Annotated in this window: 16 protein-coding genes; 2 read left to right on the top strand and 14 right to left on the bottom strand. The window is 58.5% G+C overall.

The genetic code is table 11. The annotated features are described in order from the left end of the window. Nucleotides 1–655: 655 nt before the first annotated feature. A complete protein-coding gene (locus NKH59_RS24695; RefSeq protein WP_352979921.1) occupies nt 656–988 on the bottom strand; it encodes a helix-turn-helix domain-containing protein in 333 nt (110 codons plus the stop codon). Nucleotides 989–998: 10 nt separating this feature from the next. Between NKH59_RS24695 and NKH59_RS24690 the strand changes: the two genes are divergently transcribed. Then, complete coding sequence (locus NKH59_RS24690; RefSeq protein WP_353023374.1) at nt 999–1,511, top strand: hypothetical protein; 513 nt, start codon at nt 999–1,001, stop codon at nt 1,509–1,511. 144 nt (nt 1,512–1,655) lie between these two features. On the opposite strand, the gene NKH59_RS24685 is transcribed toward NKH59_RS24690, so the two are convergent. Further along, entirely contained in the window at nt 1,656–1,889 is a 234-nt protein-coding gene (locus NKH59_RS24685; RefSeq protein ID WP_352542802.1) for a DUF6429 family protein, read from the bottom strand. A gap of 668 nt (nt 1,890–2,557) precedes the next feature. Here NKH59_RS24685 and NKH59_RS24680 point away from each other — a divergent pair. After that, complete coding sequence (locus NKH59_RS24680; RefSeq protein WP_352979925.1) at nt 2,558–4,144, top strand: adenylate/guanylate cyclase domain-containing protein; 1,587 nt, start codon at nt 2,558–2,560, stop codon at nt 4,142–4,144. Here the strand turns inward: NKH59_RS24680 and NKH59_RS24675 are convergent. The 12 genes from NKH59_RS24675 to NKH59_RS24620 all read right to left on the bottom strand — a co-directional run bounded on the left by NKH59_RS24675 (nt 4,141) and on the right by NKH59_RS24620 (nt 16,256). After that, entirely contained in the window at nt 4,141–4,290 is a 150-nt protein-coding gene (locus tag NKH59_RS24675) for a hypothetical protein (RefSeq protein ID WP_352821751.1), read from the bottom strand. The two genes, NKH59_RS24680 and NKH59_RS24675, sit on opposite strands and share 4 nt — an antisense overlap. After that, nucleotides 4,290–4,535, bottom strand: coding sequence for a type II toxin-antitoxin system VapB family antitoxin (locus NKH59_RS24670; RefSeq protein ID WP_352818583.1), 246 nt, complete (start codon nt 4,533–4,535; stop codon nt 4,290–4,292). The genes NKH59_RS24675 and NKH59_RS24670 overlap by 1 nt, the downstream gene beginning before the upstream one ends. A 234-nt stretch (nt 4,536–4,769) precedes the next feature. Continuing rightward, nucleotides 4,770–5,591 (bottom strand): 3'(2'),5'-bisphosphate nucleotidase CysQ, encoded by an 822-nt coding sequence (cysQ, locus tag NKH59_RS24665; RefSeq protein WP_352979927.1) that lies wholly within the window; start codon nt 5,589–5,591, stop codon nt 4,770–4,772. After that, on the bottom strand, nt 5,569–7,506 hold the full coding sequence (cysN, locus tag NKH59_RS24660) for a sulfate adenylyltransferase subunit CysN (protein ID WP_352979929.1): 1,938 nt from the start codon (nt 7,504–7,506) through the stop codon (nt 5,569–5,571). The genes cysQ and cysN overlap by 23 nt, the downstream gene beginning before the upstream one ends. 2 nt (nt 7,507–7,508) lie before the next feature. Continuing rightward, the gene (gene cysD / locus NKH59_RS24655; protein ID WP_352542804.1) at nt 7,509–8,414 is read right to left on the bottom strand and encodes a sulfate adenylyltransferase subunit CysD; all 906 of its coding nucleotides are present in this window, start codon (nt 8,412–8,414) and stop codon (nt 7,509–7,511) included. A 341-nt stretch (nt 8,415–8,755) separates the two neighbouring features. Continuing rightward, nucleotides 8,756–10,072: an O-antigen ligase family protein gene (locus tag NKH59_RS24650; protein ID WP_352979933.1), complete on the bottom strand. Its 1,317-nt coding sequence runs from the start codon at nt 10,070–10,072 to the stop codon at nt 8,756–8,758. Beyond that, complete coding sequence (locus tag NKH59_RS24645; RefSeq protein WP_353023372.1) at nt 10,069–11,322, bottom strand: tetratricopeptide repeat protein; 1,254 nt, start codon at nt 11,320–11,322, stop codon at nt 10,069–10,071. Before NKH59_RS24645 ends, NKH59_RS24650 begins: the two co-directional genes overlap by 4 nt. Next, the gene (locus tag NKH59_RS24640) at nt 11,210–13,585 is read right to left on the bottom strand and encodes a GumC family protein (protein ID WP_352979937.1); all 2,376 of its coding nucleotides are present in this window, start codon (nt 13,583–13,585) and stop codon (nt 11,210–11,212) included. The genes NKH59_RS24645 and NKH59_RS24640 overlap by 113 nt, the downstream gene beginning before the upstream one ends. 47 nt (nt 13,586–13,632) lie before the next feature. Next, nucleotides 13,633–14,421 (bottom strand): polysaccharide biosynthesis/export family protein, encoded by a 789-nt coding sequence (locus NKH59_RS24635; protein WP_353023371.1) that lies wholly within the window; start codon nt 14,419–14,421, stop codon nt 13,633–13,635. Then, nucleotides 14,421–15,230 (bottom strand): tyrosine-protein phosphatase, encoded by an 810-nt coding sequence (locus NKH59_RS24630; protein WP_352979940.1) that lies wholly within the window; start codon nt 15,228–15,230, stop codon nt 14,421–14,423. Before NKH59_RS24630 ends, NKH59_RS24635 begins: the two co-directional genes overlap by 1 nt. A 126-nt stretch (nt 15,231–15,356) precedes the next feature. Further along, on the bottom strand, nt 15,357–15,518 hold the full coding sequence (locus tag NKH59_RS24625) for a hypothetical protein (RefSeq protein WP_352979942.1): 162 nt from the start codon (nt 15,516–15,518) through the stop codon (nt 15,357–15,359). 261 nt (nt 15,519–15,779) lie between these two features. Next, nucleotides 15,780–16,256 (bottom strand): hypothetical protein, encoded by a 477-nt coding sequence (locus tag NKH59_RS24620; RefSeq protein ID WP_352979944.1) that lies wholly within the window; start codon nt 16,254–16,256, stop codon nt 15,780–15,782. Nucleotides 16,257–17,053: the final 797 nt, after the last annotated feature.

Below are 17,053 nucleotides of genomic sequence, written 5' to 3'. Positions count from 1 at the left end.
ACTTCCATTGTGGACGCTCCCTCTCTTACGGTGGCTGTCAAACACCACCATTCTGGCACATCGATGCCGTCGAGGGGGCGTCCACCCCATCACTATCCGGGATCTTCGCCTTTGGGTCAGTTGAGACTGCAGTCCCACCTGCTTGAATGTCTGCCATCGCTTTTAGGATGGCCAGAAGCTGCAAGTCCGCTCCCGGCCGCCACGACAGCGGCTGAATTGCCGGACCATCTTGGCCGCGGATAGCACGTGCCGACGTTCTCGCCAAGTCGCAGAAGATGCAGTCGGGAACGCAAGGTGCGACAACACACGGCGGCTGACACGTTGGGTGATGGCGCCGTCGGCGGCAGGACAGCGAACGGATTGAGCCCGGTCCGGTCGCTGGTGCGCGGTACGCTGCACCTCAGCGTCAACGACCCAAATGGCGGCGTCTCTCGCGTCGCAGATGGTCCTGTATCGCGACGACGGGCGACCGCCCAAGAGCGATCGGCGAGCCCGCTCCGGCGCCTCGGACACACTGTCGAGCCCTAAATCCCCATAGCCCCGCCCGCCATCCCGCGGTTCAGTTCAATCAGGCTTTAATGTAGTCGCGACCCGTGCGTGCCCAATCGCGCCCGCGACTAGACAGAACCCTCCAGATTCATTTTGAACCTCCTTTTCAAATGGCGGAAAATAGCGATTCCTGGTTATCGTCGTGGATGCGACGCGGAGTATTGCGCGCCAGTTCGGCCTTGATCCGTTCGTCTTCGAGGTCGCTGGCGCGGATCTGGTAGCGCGCGCCGCGCATGACCTGCTCGGCGGGTAAGAGGCCATCCCTGATGAACCGGCGGATTTTGACGTGCGACGCGCCAAGCTTCGCGGCCGCATCCGACATAGTGAGCCACTCGCCATTCTTGTCGGACGAGCGATAGCCGCTGATCTTGTGCACCGTGCGCAGCGATTGGACGCGTCGCGCGGTCCAGGTCTTTCCCTGACCGGTCTGCATGCCCATGCGGTTGAGTGTGGCAGCGATTTCGGCATCCGACCACCGGGTTGCCATGGAGCATGATCGCCAGAGCCTCCTCAGGCGTACGCTGGCCATGCTCTCCGGATTTGGGCTTGCGAACCCGTACCTGCGAGTGCTGGCCTCCATGCCAGTGGATCGTCAAGATCACGTCGCGCGAATGGTCATCGACATCCGCCACGATGTCCTTGATGAGCGCGCGCAGCAGTTGCTGACGACAGCGCATGTCGACACCCGGCGCATTCCAGGTGGCCTTGAGATCCTGGGCAAGGCCCGTGAAGTCCGGAACCGCGTCGACAGGCTCCACACGCTGGACTTCGCTCAGCCGGGCCTCGCAGGTCCCCACGCGCCTGAGCGTGGCTTCCCAACTCCTCTCGAGCTGGACCGCAATAAGCCGGTTCTCCGGGTCGCAGGCCGCTTCGCCGGCAGAAGCATCTTGCGGATGGTGGACCTCGCGACAATGCCGTTGATTGAGGGCCGCGGCTGCGCTGTTCTCTGCCACTGCCTTTAACAGACTGGATGCACCCGTTGGCGTAGGTGACGAATACCAATTTGTCCGCCACGGCGAGAGCACTGGCCGTCCCGCCTGCGGTCAGCGCGGCGCCGGTGTCGAAATTCAGCCATGTGCGCTATCAGCTCGCAGGCGCCCGTCCACTCAGGGCGCCGGGCGGGTGAACAGGGTTCGGAATAGCTCCTCAGCACGCCGCAGTCCTTCATCTGTCAGAACCACTGACTTCGCCTTGTTTGCCGGATTCGCGATCAGCCCCTTCTCGTGCAAGCGATCCAGAGCATTCCAATCCAACCCCTTCCAGGCGCGCCTCTCTTCATGCAGCGTCAGCCAAAGCAGGCCCAGAACGGCTTCGTCGATCTTGTCGGCGTCGATCTCCATGCAAGCAGTCTAACACGCGAAAAGGCCGCTGCCACGATCCACACCGGATGGTTATTCCCTGCCGCGAGCGTTCGCCTGAAAACAGGCGCCTCACTCAGGCGTCGCATCCGCGACGGAGTCATTGGGGCGCGACGAGCCGGGACGGGATTGGAGTTCATCATGATGCCTAAGCGGCCGTGGCAGCGTTGCCGCTGGCAATGAAATGCAAATTGGCGAAATCCTCGTCTTCCCTCAGGTTGCGCTTACCGCAGGCGAGCGGCGCACTATCCAGGTCCGCGTCATGCTGCCGGCAACGCGCGCCGCCCCGCCGCGGTGGCCCATTCCATAGTCGACCGACGCGCGGATACGTTTTGCGGGACGCTTTCTTTTCCGACCCGCTCTCCGACTGCAAGTCTCAACCTTGTCAGAGGTGATTTTTGACTCCTGAGCGGTTATCGCGGAGCGCATTCCGGGCCACAAGCGAGTTTGCGACATCCCCTTCACTGATTCATTGCCCGTCCAGCGCCAGAATGCGAAATCCGCTGTGAGCGGTCGGGGCTTCGCAACAACCGCTCAAGGTCGGTCCGACGTTGCAGGGCTGACCTGTTTTCATCGAGCCAAGACTGACTCTGGTACCGTGCCGGGAATGAGCTATAGTTCACATACTAAGACGGCCGGGCGCTTGCACAATGGCTGGACTGGGTGAACAGATTGCGCGTCAGCAGCGCACCATGGGACCGCTCCTGGTGGCGGCAGTGGTCATCGGCCTTGTCGGTCTGCCCGTTGCAGCCTGGCTCGACCTCCGAGACCTATCGGAACGGATGCTGCGCAGGCAAGCCAGCGAAATCAGCCGCATCATCGACGAAATGCGCGGATTCTACGGCAGCGACGTCGTGGGACGCGTGCTGCAAGCTAACGGCGCCGTGACTGCGACGCACAACTACCGGGACGTGCCAGGCGCGATCCCTATTCCAGCAACCCTCTCGATCGAACTGGGCAACCGCATCAGCGCTCATGACGGCTCGGTCAAATATCGGTTCGTCTCGGATCTGCCTTTCAAAGGTCGCGCGACCCACCAGCTCGATGCGTTCGAGCGGAATGCAATCTTGGCTTTGCGCGCCAACCCGAAGGAGCCGATCATCGAGGTCTCGGGCTCACTGTTTGACCGGCAGGTGCGCGCCGCGGCCCCTGTCATAATGGGACAAGTGTGCGTGACCTGCCATAACTCACACCCAGACAGCCCCAAGACGGACTGGAAGGTGGGGGATGTCCGAGGGATCCAGGAGATATCAGTCAATCAGCCTATTGCTGCGAACGTGCTGACCTTCAAGTATCTGCTCCTGTATTTCGGTTTCGCTGCGGCGGCGGGCCTGACGTTCATTCTCCTGCAGCGTCGGCAGTCCGCGTTGATTCAGGGCATCAACAAGGAGCTTTCGGAGGCAAACGACTTCCTGGCCGCCATTTCATTGAAGATCGCCAAATACCTTTCGCCTCAAATCTACAAAAGCATCTTCAGCGGCCAGAAGGACGTCACCATCGCGACCGAGCGCAAGAAGCTCACGATCTTTTTCTCCGACGTCAAGGATTTCACCGCGATCGTGGAACGGCTCCAGCCCGAGGATCTGACGCTTCTCCTCAACGAGTACTTTACCGAGATGTCGACGATCGCGCTCAAACACGGCGGCACCGTCGACAAGTTCATCGGCGACGCGCTTCTTGTGTTCTTCGGAGACCCCGAGACGCAAGGCGTCGAGGAAGACGCGAGAGCCTGCTTGCGCATGGCTGTCGACATGCAGCGTCGGCTGGAGCAGTTGAACAGGGTGTGGCATGACCGCGGAGTTGAACGGCCCTTCCGAGCTCGCATGGGCATCAACACGGGCTATTGCAACGTTGGGAACTTCGGTTCCGATGATCGGATGGACTACACGATCATTGGAGCCGAGGCGAACTTGGCGGCCCGGCTGCAGTCGATTGCCGAGCCCGGCGGCATCTGCCTCAGCTATGAGACTTACGCGCTCGTGCGCGACCTTGTCCGGGCGCGTCCGTTAGCACCCATTGCCATGAAGGGGATCAGCCGGGAGGTTGTCCCCTACGAAGTCGAGGGCCTCCTGGGTGAACTCGCCCAGCGCCCTCAGGTCATCAGCGAGCATGCGACTGGTCTCGACTTGTTCCTCGATGTTGAGGCAATCGACGAGAACGGGGTGGAGCGGGCGAAGAAACGACTTTCAGAGGCGCTCCTGGCCTTAACCATCCGAAGCAAGCCCGCCGCACTTTAGGTTCTTGAACGTGATCCAATCTGGACCGTGGCCAGCCAAGTAAAGTCCGGTTCAACACCGTTCAGGCGCGCCGGGTCCCGGCCAGGAGTTCGCGCATCATCCTCGTTGGTCATCAGCGCCGTCAGGGCCGAGGCGTCGGTGAACATCAGTCATTCTCGTACAGGCTGTCGCGAAACGCCTTGTCGGCGGGCCTGCCGCGATCAGGCTTGCCCCGGGCTCGCAGATCACGGCAGAACCTGACGCCGATCTCTACCAGGGACCGTCTAGCCTGTTCGCGCTCAAGCTCATGCTTGAGCGCGGCATGGACGGCCTCTGTCAGACCAGTCCTCTTAACTGCGGCGAGCCGGCGGGCCAGTGCGTCGGTCTCGGGATTTTTGATGTGGAACGCCATCACTCGCTCGTATAGCCGTTCAAGTCTATCGGTATACAGCAATTTGGATACACCCGTGTGAAGGCCCCGCAGCATCGACCGCACACGAAGCGAATCGGCCACGCCGACCCAACTGTCGGCTGGATGGGATCGTACCGCTGTGTTTACAGATCTCGAGCAGTATCTGAGGTCGCTTGCATAAGTCACGTGCAACACCCGCACTTTCGTACGGGTCTGGAACGGCGCAATCACCGTCTAGCCAAATCCAGCAGCCTTGCCGCTGGCGATAAAATGCGGGTTGGCGAAATCCTCGTCGTCACTCTGGTTGCGCTTGCCGTAGGCGAGCGGCTCACCATCCAGCGTGCGCGTCATGCCGCCGGCGGCGCGTAGCACCGCGTCACCCGCGGCCGTATCCCACTCCATGGTGCGGCCGAAGCGTGGATAGACGTCTGCCTCGGCGCCAGCAACGAGACAGAATTTCAGCGACGAGCCGACCGAGACGATCTCGGCGGCGCCAAGCGCGCGGATATAGGCGTCGGTTTCCGGCGTGTTGTGGGAGCGGCTGGCAACGACGGTCAGCGGCACCATACCGGCCCTTGCCGAAATCGGCTGGCGATCGACGATCTCGTAGTCTTGATTGATCTCGATCGTTTCCGCTTTGCCCGGCCGGCCGGAAAAGAAGCGGCCGGTGCAAGGCGCGAAGACAACGCCGATCTCAGGCACGCCGTGGCGAACCAGCGCGATGTTGACAGTGAAATCGGTCCGCCGGTTGACGAACTCCTTGGTGCCGTCGAGAGGATCGATCAGGAAGAAGGCGTCGCCGAGATCTGGCGCCATGATGCCGGCCGAAGCTTCTTCCTCGGCCACGCACGGAATCTCGGGAAATGCGGCGCGCAGCCCGGCAAGGATGATCTTCTCGCTCTCGCGATCCGCCTCCGTCACTGGCGAACTGTCCGACTTGCTGTCGACCGCACAGCCGGCACGAAAGACGCGCATCACCTCGCGCCCCGCCGCCAGGGCAAGGTGCTCGAAGACGGCGAGCACCGCTTCGTCGTCAGATACCGCCGCCGCTGTCATATTGGTCTTCGGCAATGTCCCGCTCGTTCAGCCAGTGTTCCAGGGCGTCCACCATCTCCTCGGCCGATCTGCCGAGTGTCTTGAGATGAATTTCGGGCTTTTCCGGCACCTCATACGGTGAATCGACGCCGGTGAAATTCTTGATCTCGCCGTTCAACGCCCGCGCATAGAGACCCTTCGGATCGCGCCTGGCGCATTCCTCGAAGGGTGTGTCGACAAACACCTCGACGAATTCGCCGTCGGCCATCAGTTCGCGCGCCATGCGCCGCTCGGCGCTGAACGGCGAGATGAACGACACGATGACGATCAGCCCGGCGTCGGCCATCAGGCGTGCCACTTCGGCGACGCGGCGAATGTTTTCGACACGATCGGCGTCGGTGAAACCGAGATCGCGGTTGAGGCCGTGACGGACGTTGTCGCCATCCAGAATGTAGGTATGGCGCCCAGTGGCGAACAGCTTCTTTTCGAACAGATTGGCGATGGTCGACTTGCCCGAGCCCGAAAGCCCGGTGAACCAGAACACGGCCGGCCGCTGGTTCTTCATATCGGCGCGGGCGCGCTTGCCGACATCGAGCGACTGCCAATGGATGTTTTCGGCGCGGCGCAGCGAATGCAGGATCATGCCGGCGCCGACCGTGGCGTTGGTGATGCGGTCGATCAGGATGAAGGCGCCGGTGGTGCGGTTTTCGGCAAACGGATCGAAGGCGATCGGCGACCGCGTCGAGATATTGCAGATGCCGACTTCGTTCATTTCAAGCGACTTGGCCGCCTCATGGGCAAAGTCGTTGACGTTGACGCGGTATTTCAGGTCGGTGACGGTGGCGCTGGTCTGGTCGGTCTCGGTGCGCAGGATGTAGGAGCGGCCGGGCAGCAGCGCGTGTTCGTCGAACCAGACGATGTTGGCGGCGAACTGGTCGGCGACCTGCGGCCGCGCCGCCGGCGACACCAGCATATTGCCGCGCGAGACTTCGACCTCGTCGTCGAGGACAAGGGTGATGGCCTGGCCGGCAATGGCCTGCTGAAGGTCGCCGCCATGCGAAACGATGCGCCTGACACGGGAGGATTTGCCGGATTTGGCGACGACCACCTCGTCGCCTGGCGCAACCGACCCAGAGGCTATGGTGCCGGCGAAACCGCGGAAATCGAGATTGGGGCGGTTCACATATTGGACAGGAAACCGGAACGGCAATTCGACCGCGGCCTCGTCGACCGAGACGGCTTCGAGATGTTCGATCAGCGTCGGGCCGGAAAACCAGTCCGTCCTGTCGGAACGGCCGGTAACGTTGTCGCCATAGCGGGCCGACATAGGGATGGGCACGATCGTCTGGAAGCCGAGCTCACGTGAGAACTGTGCGTAATCCGCGACGATCCGTTTAAAAACCGCCTCGTCGAAACCGACAAGATCGATCTTGTTCACGGCGAGCACGATGTGGCGAATGCCCAGAAGCGAGGCAATTATCGAATGCCGCCTTGTCTGGCGCAGTACGCCCTGGCGAGCATCGATCAGCACGATGGCGAGATCGGCGGTCGATGCACCTGTCGCCATGTTACGCGTGTACTGTTCGTGGCCGGGCGTGTCGGCGACGATGAACTTGCGCTTTGGCGTGGCGAAGAAGCGATAGGCGACGTCGATCGTGATGCCTTGCTCGCGCTCGGCCTCGAGGCCGTCGACCAGCAGCGCGAAGTCGACGTCGTCGCCGGTGGTGCCGTGCTTGCGCGAATCGCGCTCGAGCGTGGCCAGCTGGTCCTCGAAAATCTGCTTGGTGTCGGAAAGCAGGCGCCCGATCAGCGTCGACTTACCGTCGTCGACCGAGCCGCAGGTCAGGAAGCGCAGCAGTGATTTTCGTTCCTGCGCCGCCAGATAGTCGCGGACGCCGTCGGTCGGGGCGAGGCTCTTGGCCATGATATGGCGCATACTCAGAAATACCCCTCGCGCTTCTTCTTTTCCATCGAGCCGGCTTCATCACGGTCGATCAGGCGACCTTGCCGCTCGGAAGTGCGCGCCGTGAGCATTTCGCCGACTATCGCCTCCAGAGTGTCGGCCTCCGAGTCGATCGCGCCGGTCAGCGGATAGCAGCCGAGCGTGCGGAAGCGCACCATCCGGTTCTCCACTGTTTCGCCGGGCCGCAGCTGCATGCGCTCGTCATCCCTCAGGATGAGCATGCCATCGCGCTCGACGACCGGCCGCTCCTTGGCCAGATACAGGGGCACGATCGGGATGTCTTCCTGAAGAATGTACTGCCAGATGTCGAGCTCGGTCCAGTTCGACAACGGGAACACCCTGATCGATTCACCGGCAGCGACGCGGGTGTTGAAAATCTTCCACATCTCGGGCCGCTGGTTCTTCGGATCCCAGACGTGCTGGGCGTTGCGGAACGAGAAGATGCGCTCCTTGGCGCGCGACTTCTCCTCGTCGCGACGGGCACCGCCGAAGGCTGCGTCAAATCCGTATTTGTCGAGCGCCTGCCGCAGAGCAACAGTCTTCATTACATGGGTGTGGGTGTTGGAGCCGTGGTCGAACGGATTGATGTTGTCGCGCACGCCGTCTTCATTGACATGGACCAGGAGGTCGAAGCCGAGCTTTTGCTGCATCTGGTCGCGAAAGGCGATCATCTCGCGGAATTTCCAGGTCGTGTCGACATGGAGAAAGGGAAAGGGCGGCTTGGCCGGATAGAATGCCTTCATCGCCAGGTGCATGAGCACGGACGAATCCTTGCCGACCGAATAGAGCATCACCGGCTTGGCGAAGGCCGCGGCCACCTCGCGAAAGATATGGATGGATTCAGCCTCAAGCCGCTGAAGGTGCGTAAGTGCGATATTCATGGGCTGCGAGCGTTCTTTCGTACCGATCCACAGAAAGGGCTGCATCGGAGGCGACCTTCAGCCGCCCGATTCAAACTGCACTTCCGGACAATCTATTCTCGTGCGGGCGTTCTAGCAGATCGTTGCGGTCCAGAACAATGCAAGACAGGCTTGCGGCCGAATGGTTCGGGAATGAATTTTCCGTATGGCCGGCAAAATCGGGAAATTTCTGCTCAGTGAACGATTGCACTTGGTAGTGGCAGGAAAATGTTGCCTGAGCCTCGGAACCCGAGAGCCAGGAGCCGGCTCGCCTCACAGCGGTCCGCCATGTTCTGGCGGCGCCAGCCGTGGCGACGAGGTCGCTAGGACGAAGTTCCGATGGGAACAAACAGCTTGTCACCGTTGTGATCGATCTCGATCATCTCGCTCTTGCGGCTCAAGCGTTCGGCAAATCCTTTGTGGAAGATGATGGCGTTCATATAGGCAAAGGTCATCGCCAGCGCCCCGGTTCGCAGCGGATAATCGACCAGCGAATGAATGAGAAGAAAAGACACAGAGAGGAATGCCGCCTTCTGAAGGGGGTCACGGCGAACCCTGGCAAGTGCAGCGAAAAGCAGTACGAAATAGCCTGCCATAAGCAGGATAGCAGGAATTCCCCCTTCGAAGGTAATTTCAAGGTATTCATTATGAGCATGATTGACGTATTGCCTGAAAATCATGCCCTCCCTTTCGTATATTTGATAGGCATTTTGAAAATTCCCAAATCCGACGCCGGTCGACCAATTGTCCTCGATCCCCTTGATCGTCGTTCGGGCGAATTCTCCGCGCCCGAACGCCGGATCGATTGCCTCCACGTCGATCTTCGTCCACGCGCCCATCGTGTAGATCGAAAGCCCGACAAAAATCAGAAGAACGCTGAACCCGCTCACCCTCGAGCGAGCTGAGAGAAAGACCACGGACAATACGGTGATCGCCAACCCGATCACAACACCGGCACGCGAACCAGCTGCCAAAAGCAGCAGCAAAAGTGTGACCAGTCCAAGCGACCCGGACAAAAGTCGCCCACGGAAGAGACCATGATAAACGACGAAGGGGATCGAGACAAAGAGCAAAGCCGCAAAATGATTCCGGTTCGCAAAAAGCCCGGCGTTGATCGTGAAAGGCAACAGTCCCTTAATAGCGACGTCGTCTGAGAGCGAATATTGAATCGCTCCCGCCAATCCATTGCAGATGACGCCCATGAAGAAGAATGGAAGAAGCGCGCTGACCTGCTCGGCACGCAAACGCAACGCGGCCAAAAAAAACGCTGCAGCGGCCAGAAGATAAAGCAGGCATTCGACCGTGCGGCCGACCCCAACGCTGATGAAGCGAAATCGGCTTTCTCCAACCCAGGGATGTCCGAGCAACAGCTCCGGCCGCAACCCATTGAATATGGCTGCCGGCAATGGGACGATTTGCAAACCAATCAATGCCACGGCGAAGACCAGCAGCCAAAGAACAGGCCGGGCGATTGTTTGGCTGGGGGTTTGCGAAAAGACGGCCGCCGCCGAAACAATTGCCGTGACCTCGATCAGAGTGTCTGTGTAAAGGCCGCTCGCTGTACCCCCGCCGATCAGCAGCGATACAAACAAGACCGTGCCGAGGAGATATTTATCCCATTCCGACGGCCGGTCGTTCAAGATGGAAGTCTCTCAACGCTCAATTTGTGCATTATCAAGGTGCCGACATATCGAAATCGCCAGCTCTCGGCAATGGCGGCAGTCTCCAGCCTCAACACTTGCATTCGACATGTGTCCGGACCAACCGAAAAATCTTGACTCATGGTCTGGCGATTGAATGTGCCTTCGGGAATATTGAAGCGCGCGATTTCACCGCCGGGACATCTAATTGACCAGAATAATTCCTTCGGAAGCTTGAGATTTCTCGCTGATGCAACCAGAGAAATCCTATAGGATCCAGGAGGCAGCTCGATATACTGCTGCAGAGCGGAATTCTTCACCGGCGTGTTCAAGAACCGGACTGTCGCCCCGCCCTCACCCTCCACCGCATCCTGGGATGTCGCAAACGTCACCTCCAGGCCGGACTGATCATGGACCTGCCAATCAAACGGCCTGCCGCTGGGGATCGGTTCGAATGTGCTGTTGAAGACGTAGCCGGCCAACTTACGCTCCTGGTCAGACAAGGTGAAAAGAAACAGCCGATATGCTTGTTCAAATTCCCTTTGACGGATGTAACCGTTGATCACAATGGCTAACTCACCCAATTTCGGTCGCGCGTTCGATCCAGTCAGATCGAGCAGCAGTCGGTTTGCGTAGTCGAGTCCCTTGGGATTATTGGCCAGTGCAACGAAGAGGCTGGGTCTCCAAGGCGTCTCCGCCGTAATAGCCGTCAGCATGGCCTGATATCCGTCGGGATTCGAAAGGATCGCCGGCAGGCCATCGGCGATCGCCGGAAATTGGTCTGGCCACCGCCGCAGCAATATGTCGATTTCGCCGACGGCCTTCGACAAATCACTCGTCTCCGTCGAATGGCCAATAGACCTCTGGAGCGCATGGATTTCCGTTTTGGATAACTTACGAGCCTGGTCGAACAACTCATAGGCTTCGTCTTTCTCGCCTTGTCGATATTTGATCTCGCCGATCAGGCTGTAGAGGCGTGCGTCGGCCAAGTTGAAACGAAGCGCGTCCTTGGCCTTAGCAAGCAAGCCCTCGAGATCCGGAGTGCTATTCGTATCGCTCAGATCATCGGTAATCTCGCTTATCAGCGCATCGACGTTCAGCGGATCCAGCGCTAGAGAAACGGCTGGTGTTTCCGTTTCAAGTAGCCGACTTAGCCCGATCGACGAAGCTGCCAATACTAGAACGGAGGCGACGAACCAAACGCTTGAACGCCGGAGATTTCGCATAAGCGGGCTGGTCTGCTCCATCATCCACTTTGCCCTCAATCTTCGCTGTATCTGCGCCATAGTTATAATATTGGTAATTCATGTACTTGTAGGCGTAGTTATAGTCGAACTTGTTCACCGCGAATTTTGACATCGCGGCTCCAACAACGTTGGCACCGGCGGCTCGCATGCGCTTCAATGCCGCCTTTGCAGACTTGCGTGTCACCTGATTGGTGGAGATGACCATCAATGTACCCTCGGCAAGCCGGCTGAGGATGGGCGCGTCCGAGAGGCCGACGATCGGCGGCGCGTCGATGATTACAACATCGAACCGCTTCCCGAGATTGGTAATGATCAGAGCCATCTTCGGTGACGAGAGCAGATCCGCGGGATTTGGGGGAATCGTCCCAGAAGTCAAAACGGTGACGTTTGGATACTTCGTTGCCCTGAAAATGCTCGCCAGGTCCTCTTTGCGGACAGTGTTCGTCAGCAAATTGCTCAGGCCGATTGTGTTGTCGAGACCAAACAGGCGATGAAGATTCGGTTTCCGAAGGTCTCCGTCGACAATGAGAACCCTTGCACCGAGTGCCGCAAAGTCCTGCCCGAGCTTGAACGATGTCGTCGACTTGCCCTCCGCGGGCTCGGAACTTGTCACCAGCAATGAACGTGGTGCTCCTTCGGCGCCGGAGAATTGCAACGACGTTCGGAGCGAGCGGTAAGCCTCAGAGAGCCCGGATTTCTGATCGGTGATGCTGGCCATGAGTTCGCGGTCGTCGACGAGCGGCAATATGCCGAGCATCGGCAGCCCGAGTTCCTTTTCGATCTGCTCGGGATTGGTGAAGGTGTTGTTCAACAGCTCCATGATGTAAATTATCGTCGCGGTCAGGACAACGAAAAGAAATAGCGCGATAGCAAGATTGATGCTGAGACGTGGAGAGTATGGGCGATCTGGGAGCGCAGCAAAATCAACGATGGCTGCACTCTGTGTCTTCAATTCCGAGCTGACGCCGACTTCGTTGAGCTTGGAAATAAGACTGTCGTATTGCGACCGGTTCGAATCGACCTCACGCTTCAAGATCGTGTATTTGATATTCTTATCGTTGAACACGACCTGCTGCTTTTCCATTTCAGCAAGCTTGCTCTTGAGGTCAGCTTCCTTGTTCTGCGCCTCCTGATATTTCAAGCGTAGCGAATCCGTAATGGCCAGAACGCCATTGTTGTAGAGCCGCTGCAACTCTTTAATCTGCGCCTGAAGCTGCTGCATTTCAGGAAAGCCGGGTTTCAAAATACCCAGCTTCTGTTGGTACTGGCTCGTCAAGTCCGCAAGCTTGTCGCTCAGCTTCTGCAGGCCTTCGCTTTCCAAGACCGGCCCGAGACTCGAGCCGCGGCCTTTATCGATCTGGTCCACCGCCCGTCCTGCATCGAGACGGTCCTGGATTGCTTTCGCAAGTGCCTCGTTCAGAGCCTCGATATTCGAGCCTATCAAGGATTTGTCGTCGCCGGTTACCGTGATGCCGGCATCCTTGGCGTAGGCTACCAGTTCCTCTTCCGATTTCTGAAGCTTTTGCTTCACCTGCAAGACTTGCTCCTGGATGAACTGGCGCGCTAGGTCGGACGTTTCGCTGGTCTGGTCGAGGCGCTGATCTATAAAGCTTTGCGCGACCTGGTTGGCGACATCGCTTGCGTATTTCGGGTTCTGATCGGCGAAAGTGATCGACAGCAGACTCGTGTTGGTGACCAGATTGACCGTGAGTTCATTCAGAATGCGCTTTATCGCGATCTCTTCACGTTCTTCGGGCGTCTTCTGTTCGATGGAAGGTGACTTGGAGATTCCGAAGGCGCGATAGAAGATATTGGAGAGCGAGAAGTTCGGCGTAGGGAAAAGGAAGTCCGGTTTTTCGCTCAAGCCCAATTGGAACACAACGCGCTGCGCCAATGCCCGGCTTTTGAGCTTCTCACGTGCGGTCAGGAAGGCCCGTACATCCGCATTTTCAGAAACGACCTCGATGTCCTGGAAGACCTTGGCGGAGGGGACCAGCACTTCCAATTGCGTCGTTGCCTGGTATTTTGGCGTCTGCATCATCGTAACAATGAGGCCTGCAACAAGCCCGGCTGCCACCATCATGACGAACAGCCACCTATACTGGACGACGTAGAAGAGCAGCTTGAGCGGATTGAAACCCTGTTCCTGCTCCGAATAGTCTCGGCCATAAGGGCTGTAGTTTTGCCCACCGTCATAATAGAGGTCGGCGGACAAAGCCTGGCCATGTCCTGGACCTGCAATTTGCTGCCTGTTGCGATCGAGCATGGCGCGAGGTGTTCCTAGATTTCGAGTATATTCTGCTCGGCTGCGACCTATAACCCCGGAACCACGGCAATTCGGGCTGCACTTGAGGCTATGCCGAGCGCGTCCTTGAGATTGTTCACCGCTATCTTCGAGCTTGACGCGAAGACGACGACCTTGTCGCCACCGTAGATGCGCGGGTTACGGGCCTTGCCGGCACGAATGGCTTCCACATTGTAATTGGCGACCAGCGTATTCGTGCCGATGTTACGGTAGATGAAGACCTTCTTTGCGTCTCCTATCGGACTGAAATTTCCTGCCAGAGCGATTGCGTCCAGAAGCGAAGAATTGCTCGACACCGGATATATGCCGGCTTTGTTGACCTCTCCGTCAACGGTTATGCGTTGCCCAATCGATTCCTTTACGAAAACCGTCACGTCGGGCGACTGCAGATAATTGGAACCATAGGCAGTTTCGATTTCCTGCTCTAGTTGGCGAACGGTTTTTCCTGCCGCGGTGACAGTGCCGATAAGCGGAAGCGAAATTTGTCCGCCGGCGTCGACTTGAACGGTTCTGTTCAAATTATCGACCTGGAACACATTCACCTCGAGCACATCGTTCGGAGACAAAGGCTGCTCGCTGCCGTTCTGGGTGTTTTGTGGCGCAGGCAGGTCTTTTACCACCTGCAGAGCGCCACCGCTCCCAAGTGGCGTCGACGATGACGTCAATTGCAGCGCATCGACCGAACTCGACGAAGACGGTGTCGTCGACGAGGTACTCGTGCAGGCCGACATTGCTAAAAAAGCGAGCACGACGGATGTAGTGCCCACATGGTTTCTTGCGAAACGAAAAATTCCCATCACGCTGTCCCGCCCTTGAACAAGCGACCAAATCCTCCAAAACGGCCACTGTTGGCGGTGTTTGGCTTTTTCGGACGCGCTTTTCCCACCGCCTCGATGGTCCGGTTCGCCAATATTTCGCCTGGACGTTTCAACACCATGTTGCGGGCCTCGTCTTCCCCGCACCGCTTGGCAGCAGCAGCAACCGCCTGCGAAAGCCCAGGACGCCGGCGCGTAGCGCTATGGGTATCCGATGCGATGATATCCACCCTGCCTTCGTCAATCAGCTTTTCCGAATAGTAAAGCGCCGTGCGTCCAAAAGCACCAATAATCGAATCTGCGGTAAGCTGGATAAGGCAGCCGACAGCATTTAACCTCTCGATAACGTCATAATTCGTTTTGATCCAGGTCAAACGCTCAGGATGAGTAAGAATCGGGACAAAGCCGGCATTTATCAGGCGTAGAGCAAGACCCTCCATTCGTGGAGGTAGAACATGATGCGGCGGTTCGAACAGAAAATAGCGGGACCTGTTTAAGGTCGGCACGCTGCCCGCCGCCAATTGGTCCGGAAGATCCGGCGCTATGTGAACGTCTGCACCGACGTAGAGAGCAAGTGGTATGGCGGCGTCGCGCAGCGCCTGGTGTAACTCTTGAACCGCCCGAACAATGTTCGATGTTCCATTTTCGTATACGCCGGGCGTCACGTGTGGTGTGCACGCCATGTGGGTTGTTCCGTCGGCCACCGCCAGTCGAGCCATTTCCAGCGATTCGGCAAGGCTGGGCGAGCCGTCGTCGAGGCCAGGCAAGATATGGGAATGCAGATCGATCATGGGCGTTTGTGACTACAACGAAGCAACATGGCGGCGTCATCGCGAAAAACCGAAAATGCGTCACCCGCAGGGCTGCGAGCGACGCGCTTGTCAAGCTCATGCAATAGGATGAATGCCAGGTTCCAGCTACTGGCTGACAGAGTCGTCATCATGCAGGCCGATGATCACCACCGCATCACCGATATCAGCGCCGCCCAACAGAACTGGAGCAAGGCCAAGTCTTACGCCTAACGTATCCAGCGCTCCGCTCATGCCGCCTACAACTGAATCGACTTTGATCGTCGCCACAATGCGAGCCTGCAATTCACGCCTACACGCCGCAAAACCGAAGGTTTCGGCCCCGTCGCGTACAAATGCCCGGATGGACAGGCGCTCCGGCCCTCATGCCGTCATATCCGCCGGCATCAGACATCCGCACGCCGCCTTGGGCCTAAGCCTCTCCGATCGTTACTCCAACGTTTAGCCCAAGGCACTCGTGTCAGCAACAACAGGCGCGCAGCAGAAGCACTCTGCGCCTCCGCTGCCATTATCCCGCTATCTACAGCCAGCTCAATTGCTGACGCCGTGATCTTTGTCCGCCGTTGCAGCCAGAACACCAGCCCCAAGAGCCATGCCGCCAAAAATAAGGGCCGGCGTGTAGTTGGTGCTGTTGGTATTGCCCGTCTGGGCGGTCTTCTCAGAACCCAAGACATTGAGGCAGATCTTATTCTCGACACGCGAGATATCGAGCGTCGAATTCGCCGGGACGCTCACATTGCAGCCACCAACCTGAACCGAAGCCGAGCCCTTGGAGCCAACCACGACACGGCTGCCGAAATCAAGCGCGCCGCCCGCTTGCGCCGGGCCATAGCCAGCCACCTGCGAGATCATCACGTCGCCATTGACGCTGCCGAGCGATCCAATCGGATTTACGCCGTTATAGGCAGCTGCACAGGTGCACGACCCATCCTGCGCGAAAGACGACACCGGGGCGAAGCCGGCCAACGCAACAACTCCGGCCAACGCACTTTTCAAAACTAGGTTCATCCGCATCAATCCTTCTGACCCACGTTACCTGAGGCCCACCCAACCGCTAAGGTACTCAAAAGCGCGTAACAGCTTTCTGCGCCAATTCCAACCCATTTCGCAAATGCGAGATAATTTTTGGTTTCGGTGTGGTTGGTAGAACACACCGTCAGAATATCGTAACGAGCCATCTTTACAGCCGGGTAATAGCGGGCTACCGGCGGACCGATCTGCCGCTACAGTCGCTCAGACACACTACACAAACCCTTGCAATCGACAATGTCGTGACATCGTCCGTCCAGCCTTCTTCCATTCGAGGCAAGAACTACGAACCTGGCGCGCAAGCCTTGTAGGTCGAGCCCGCCTGCGCAGGCTGCACGCACAGAATGCCTGCCTCGACGAGCTTTGCAGCCAGATCCGTGCCGTCGGAGGTGAGGCACTGCACGACGACGGCGTCACGAAATTTGGCGCGACATTGCCGTCGCACGGTGTCCCTAAGCCCACGGGTTTGCATGTCAATGCGAGTCCTTGATAGTCCCGGCGCATGGCCTCGGTGACCATGACCCGCATTGACTGGGGCTTGGTAAATGCGACACCGCACAGCACGATCTTGCGGCCGGCGACCCGCAGATCGTCGACTGATTAGACGTCAAGCTTGCCATCGAACGATGTGGGGCATCCACCGGCTTCGGCGCCTGTGCGCGAATATTCGTTCCCTTGTTGATGACGATGAAAAGAAAGCCGCCCGCAAACGCCAACGCTATGAACGCAAGTACGGCCATCTTCCCGATCGACAATTTCCCACTGCCGATTCAATA

Origin of the sequence: Mesorhizobium sp. M0998, from assembly GCF_040318885.1 — a bacterium.
Classification (GTDB): domain Bacteria; phylum Pseudomonadota; class Alphaproteobacteria; order Rhizobiales; family Rhizobiaceae; genus Mesorhizobium.
The sequence above is the reverse complement of the archived record's forward strand: the minus strand, read 5'-3'. Positions and strand labels throughout refer to the sequence as shown.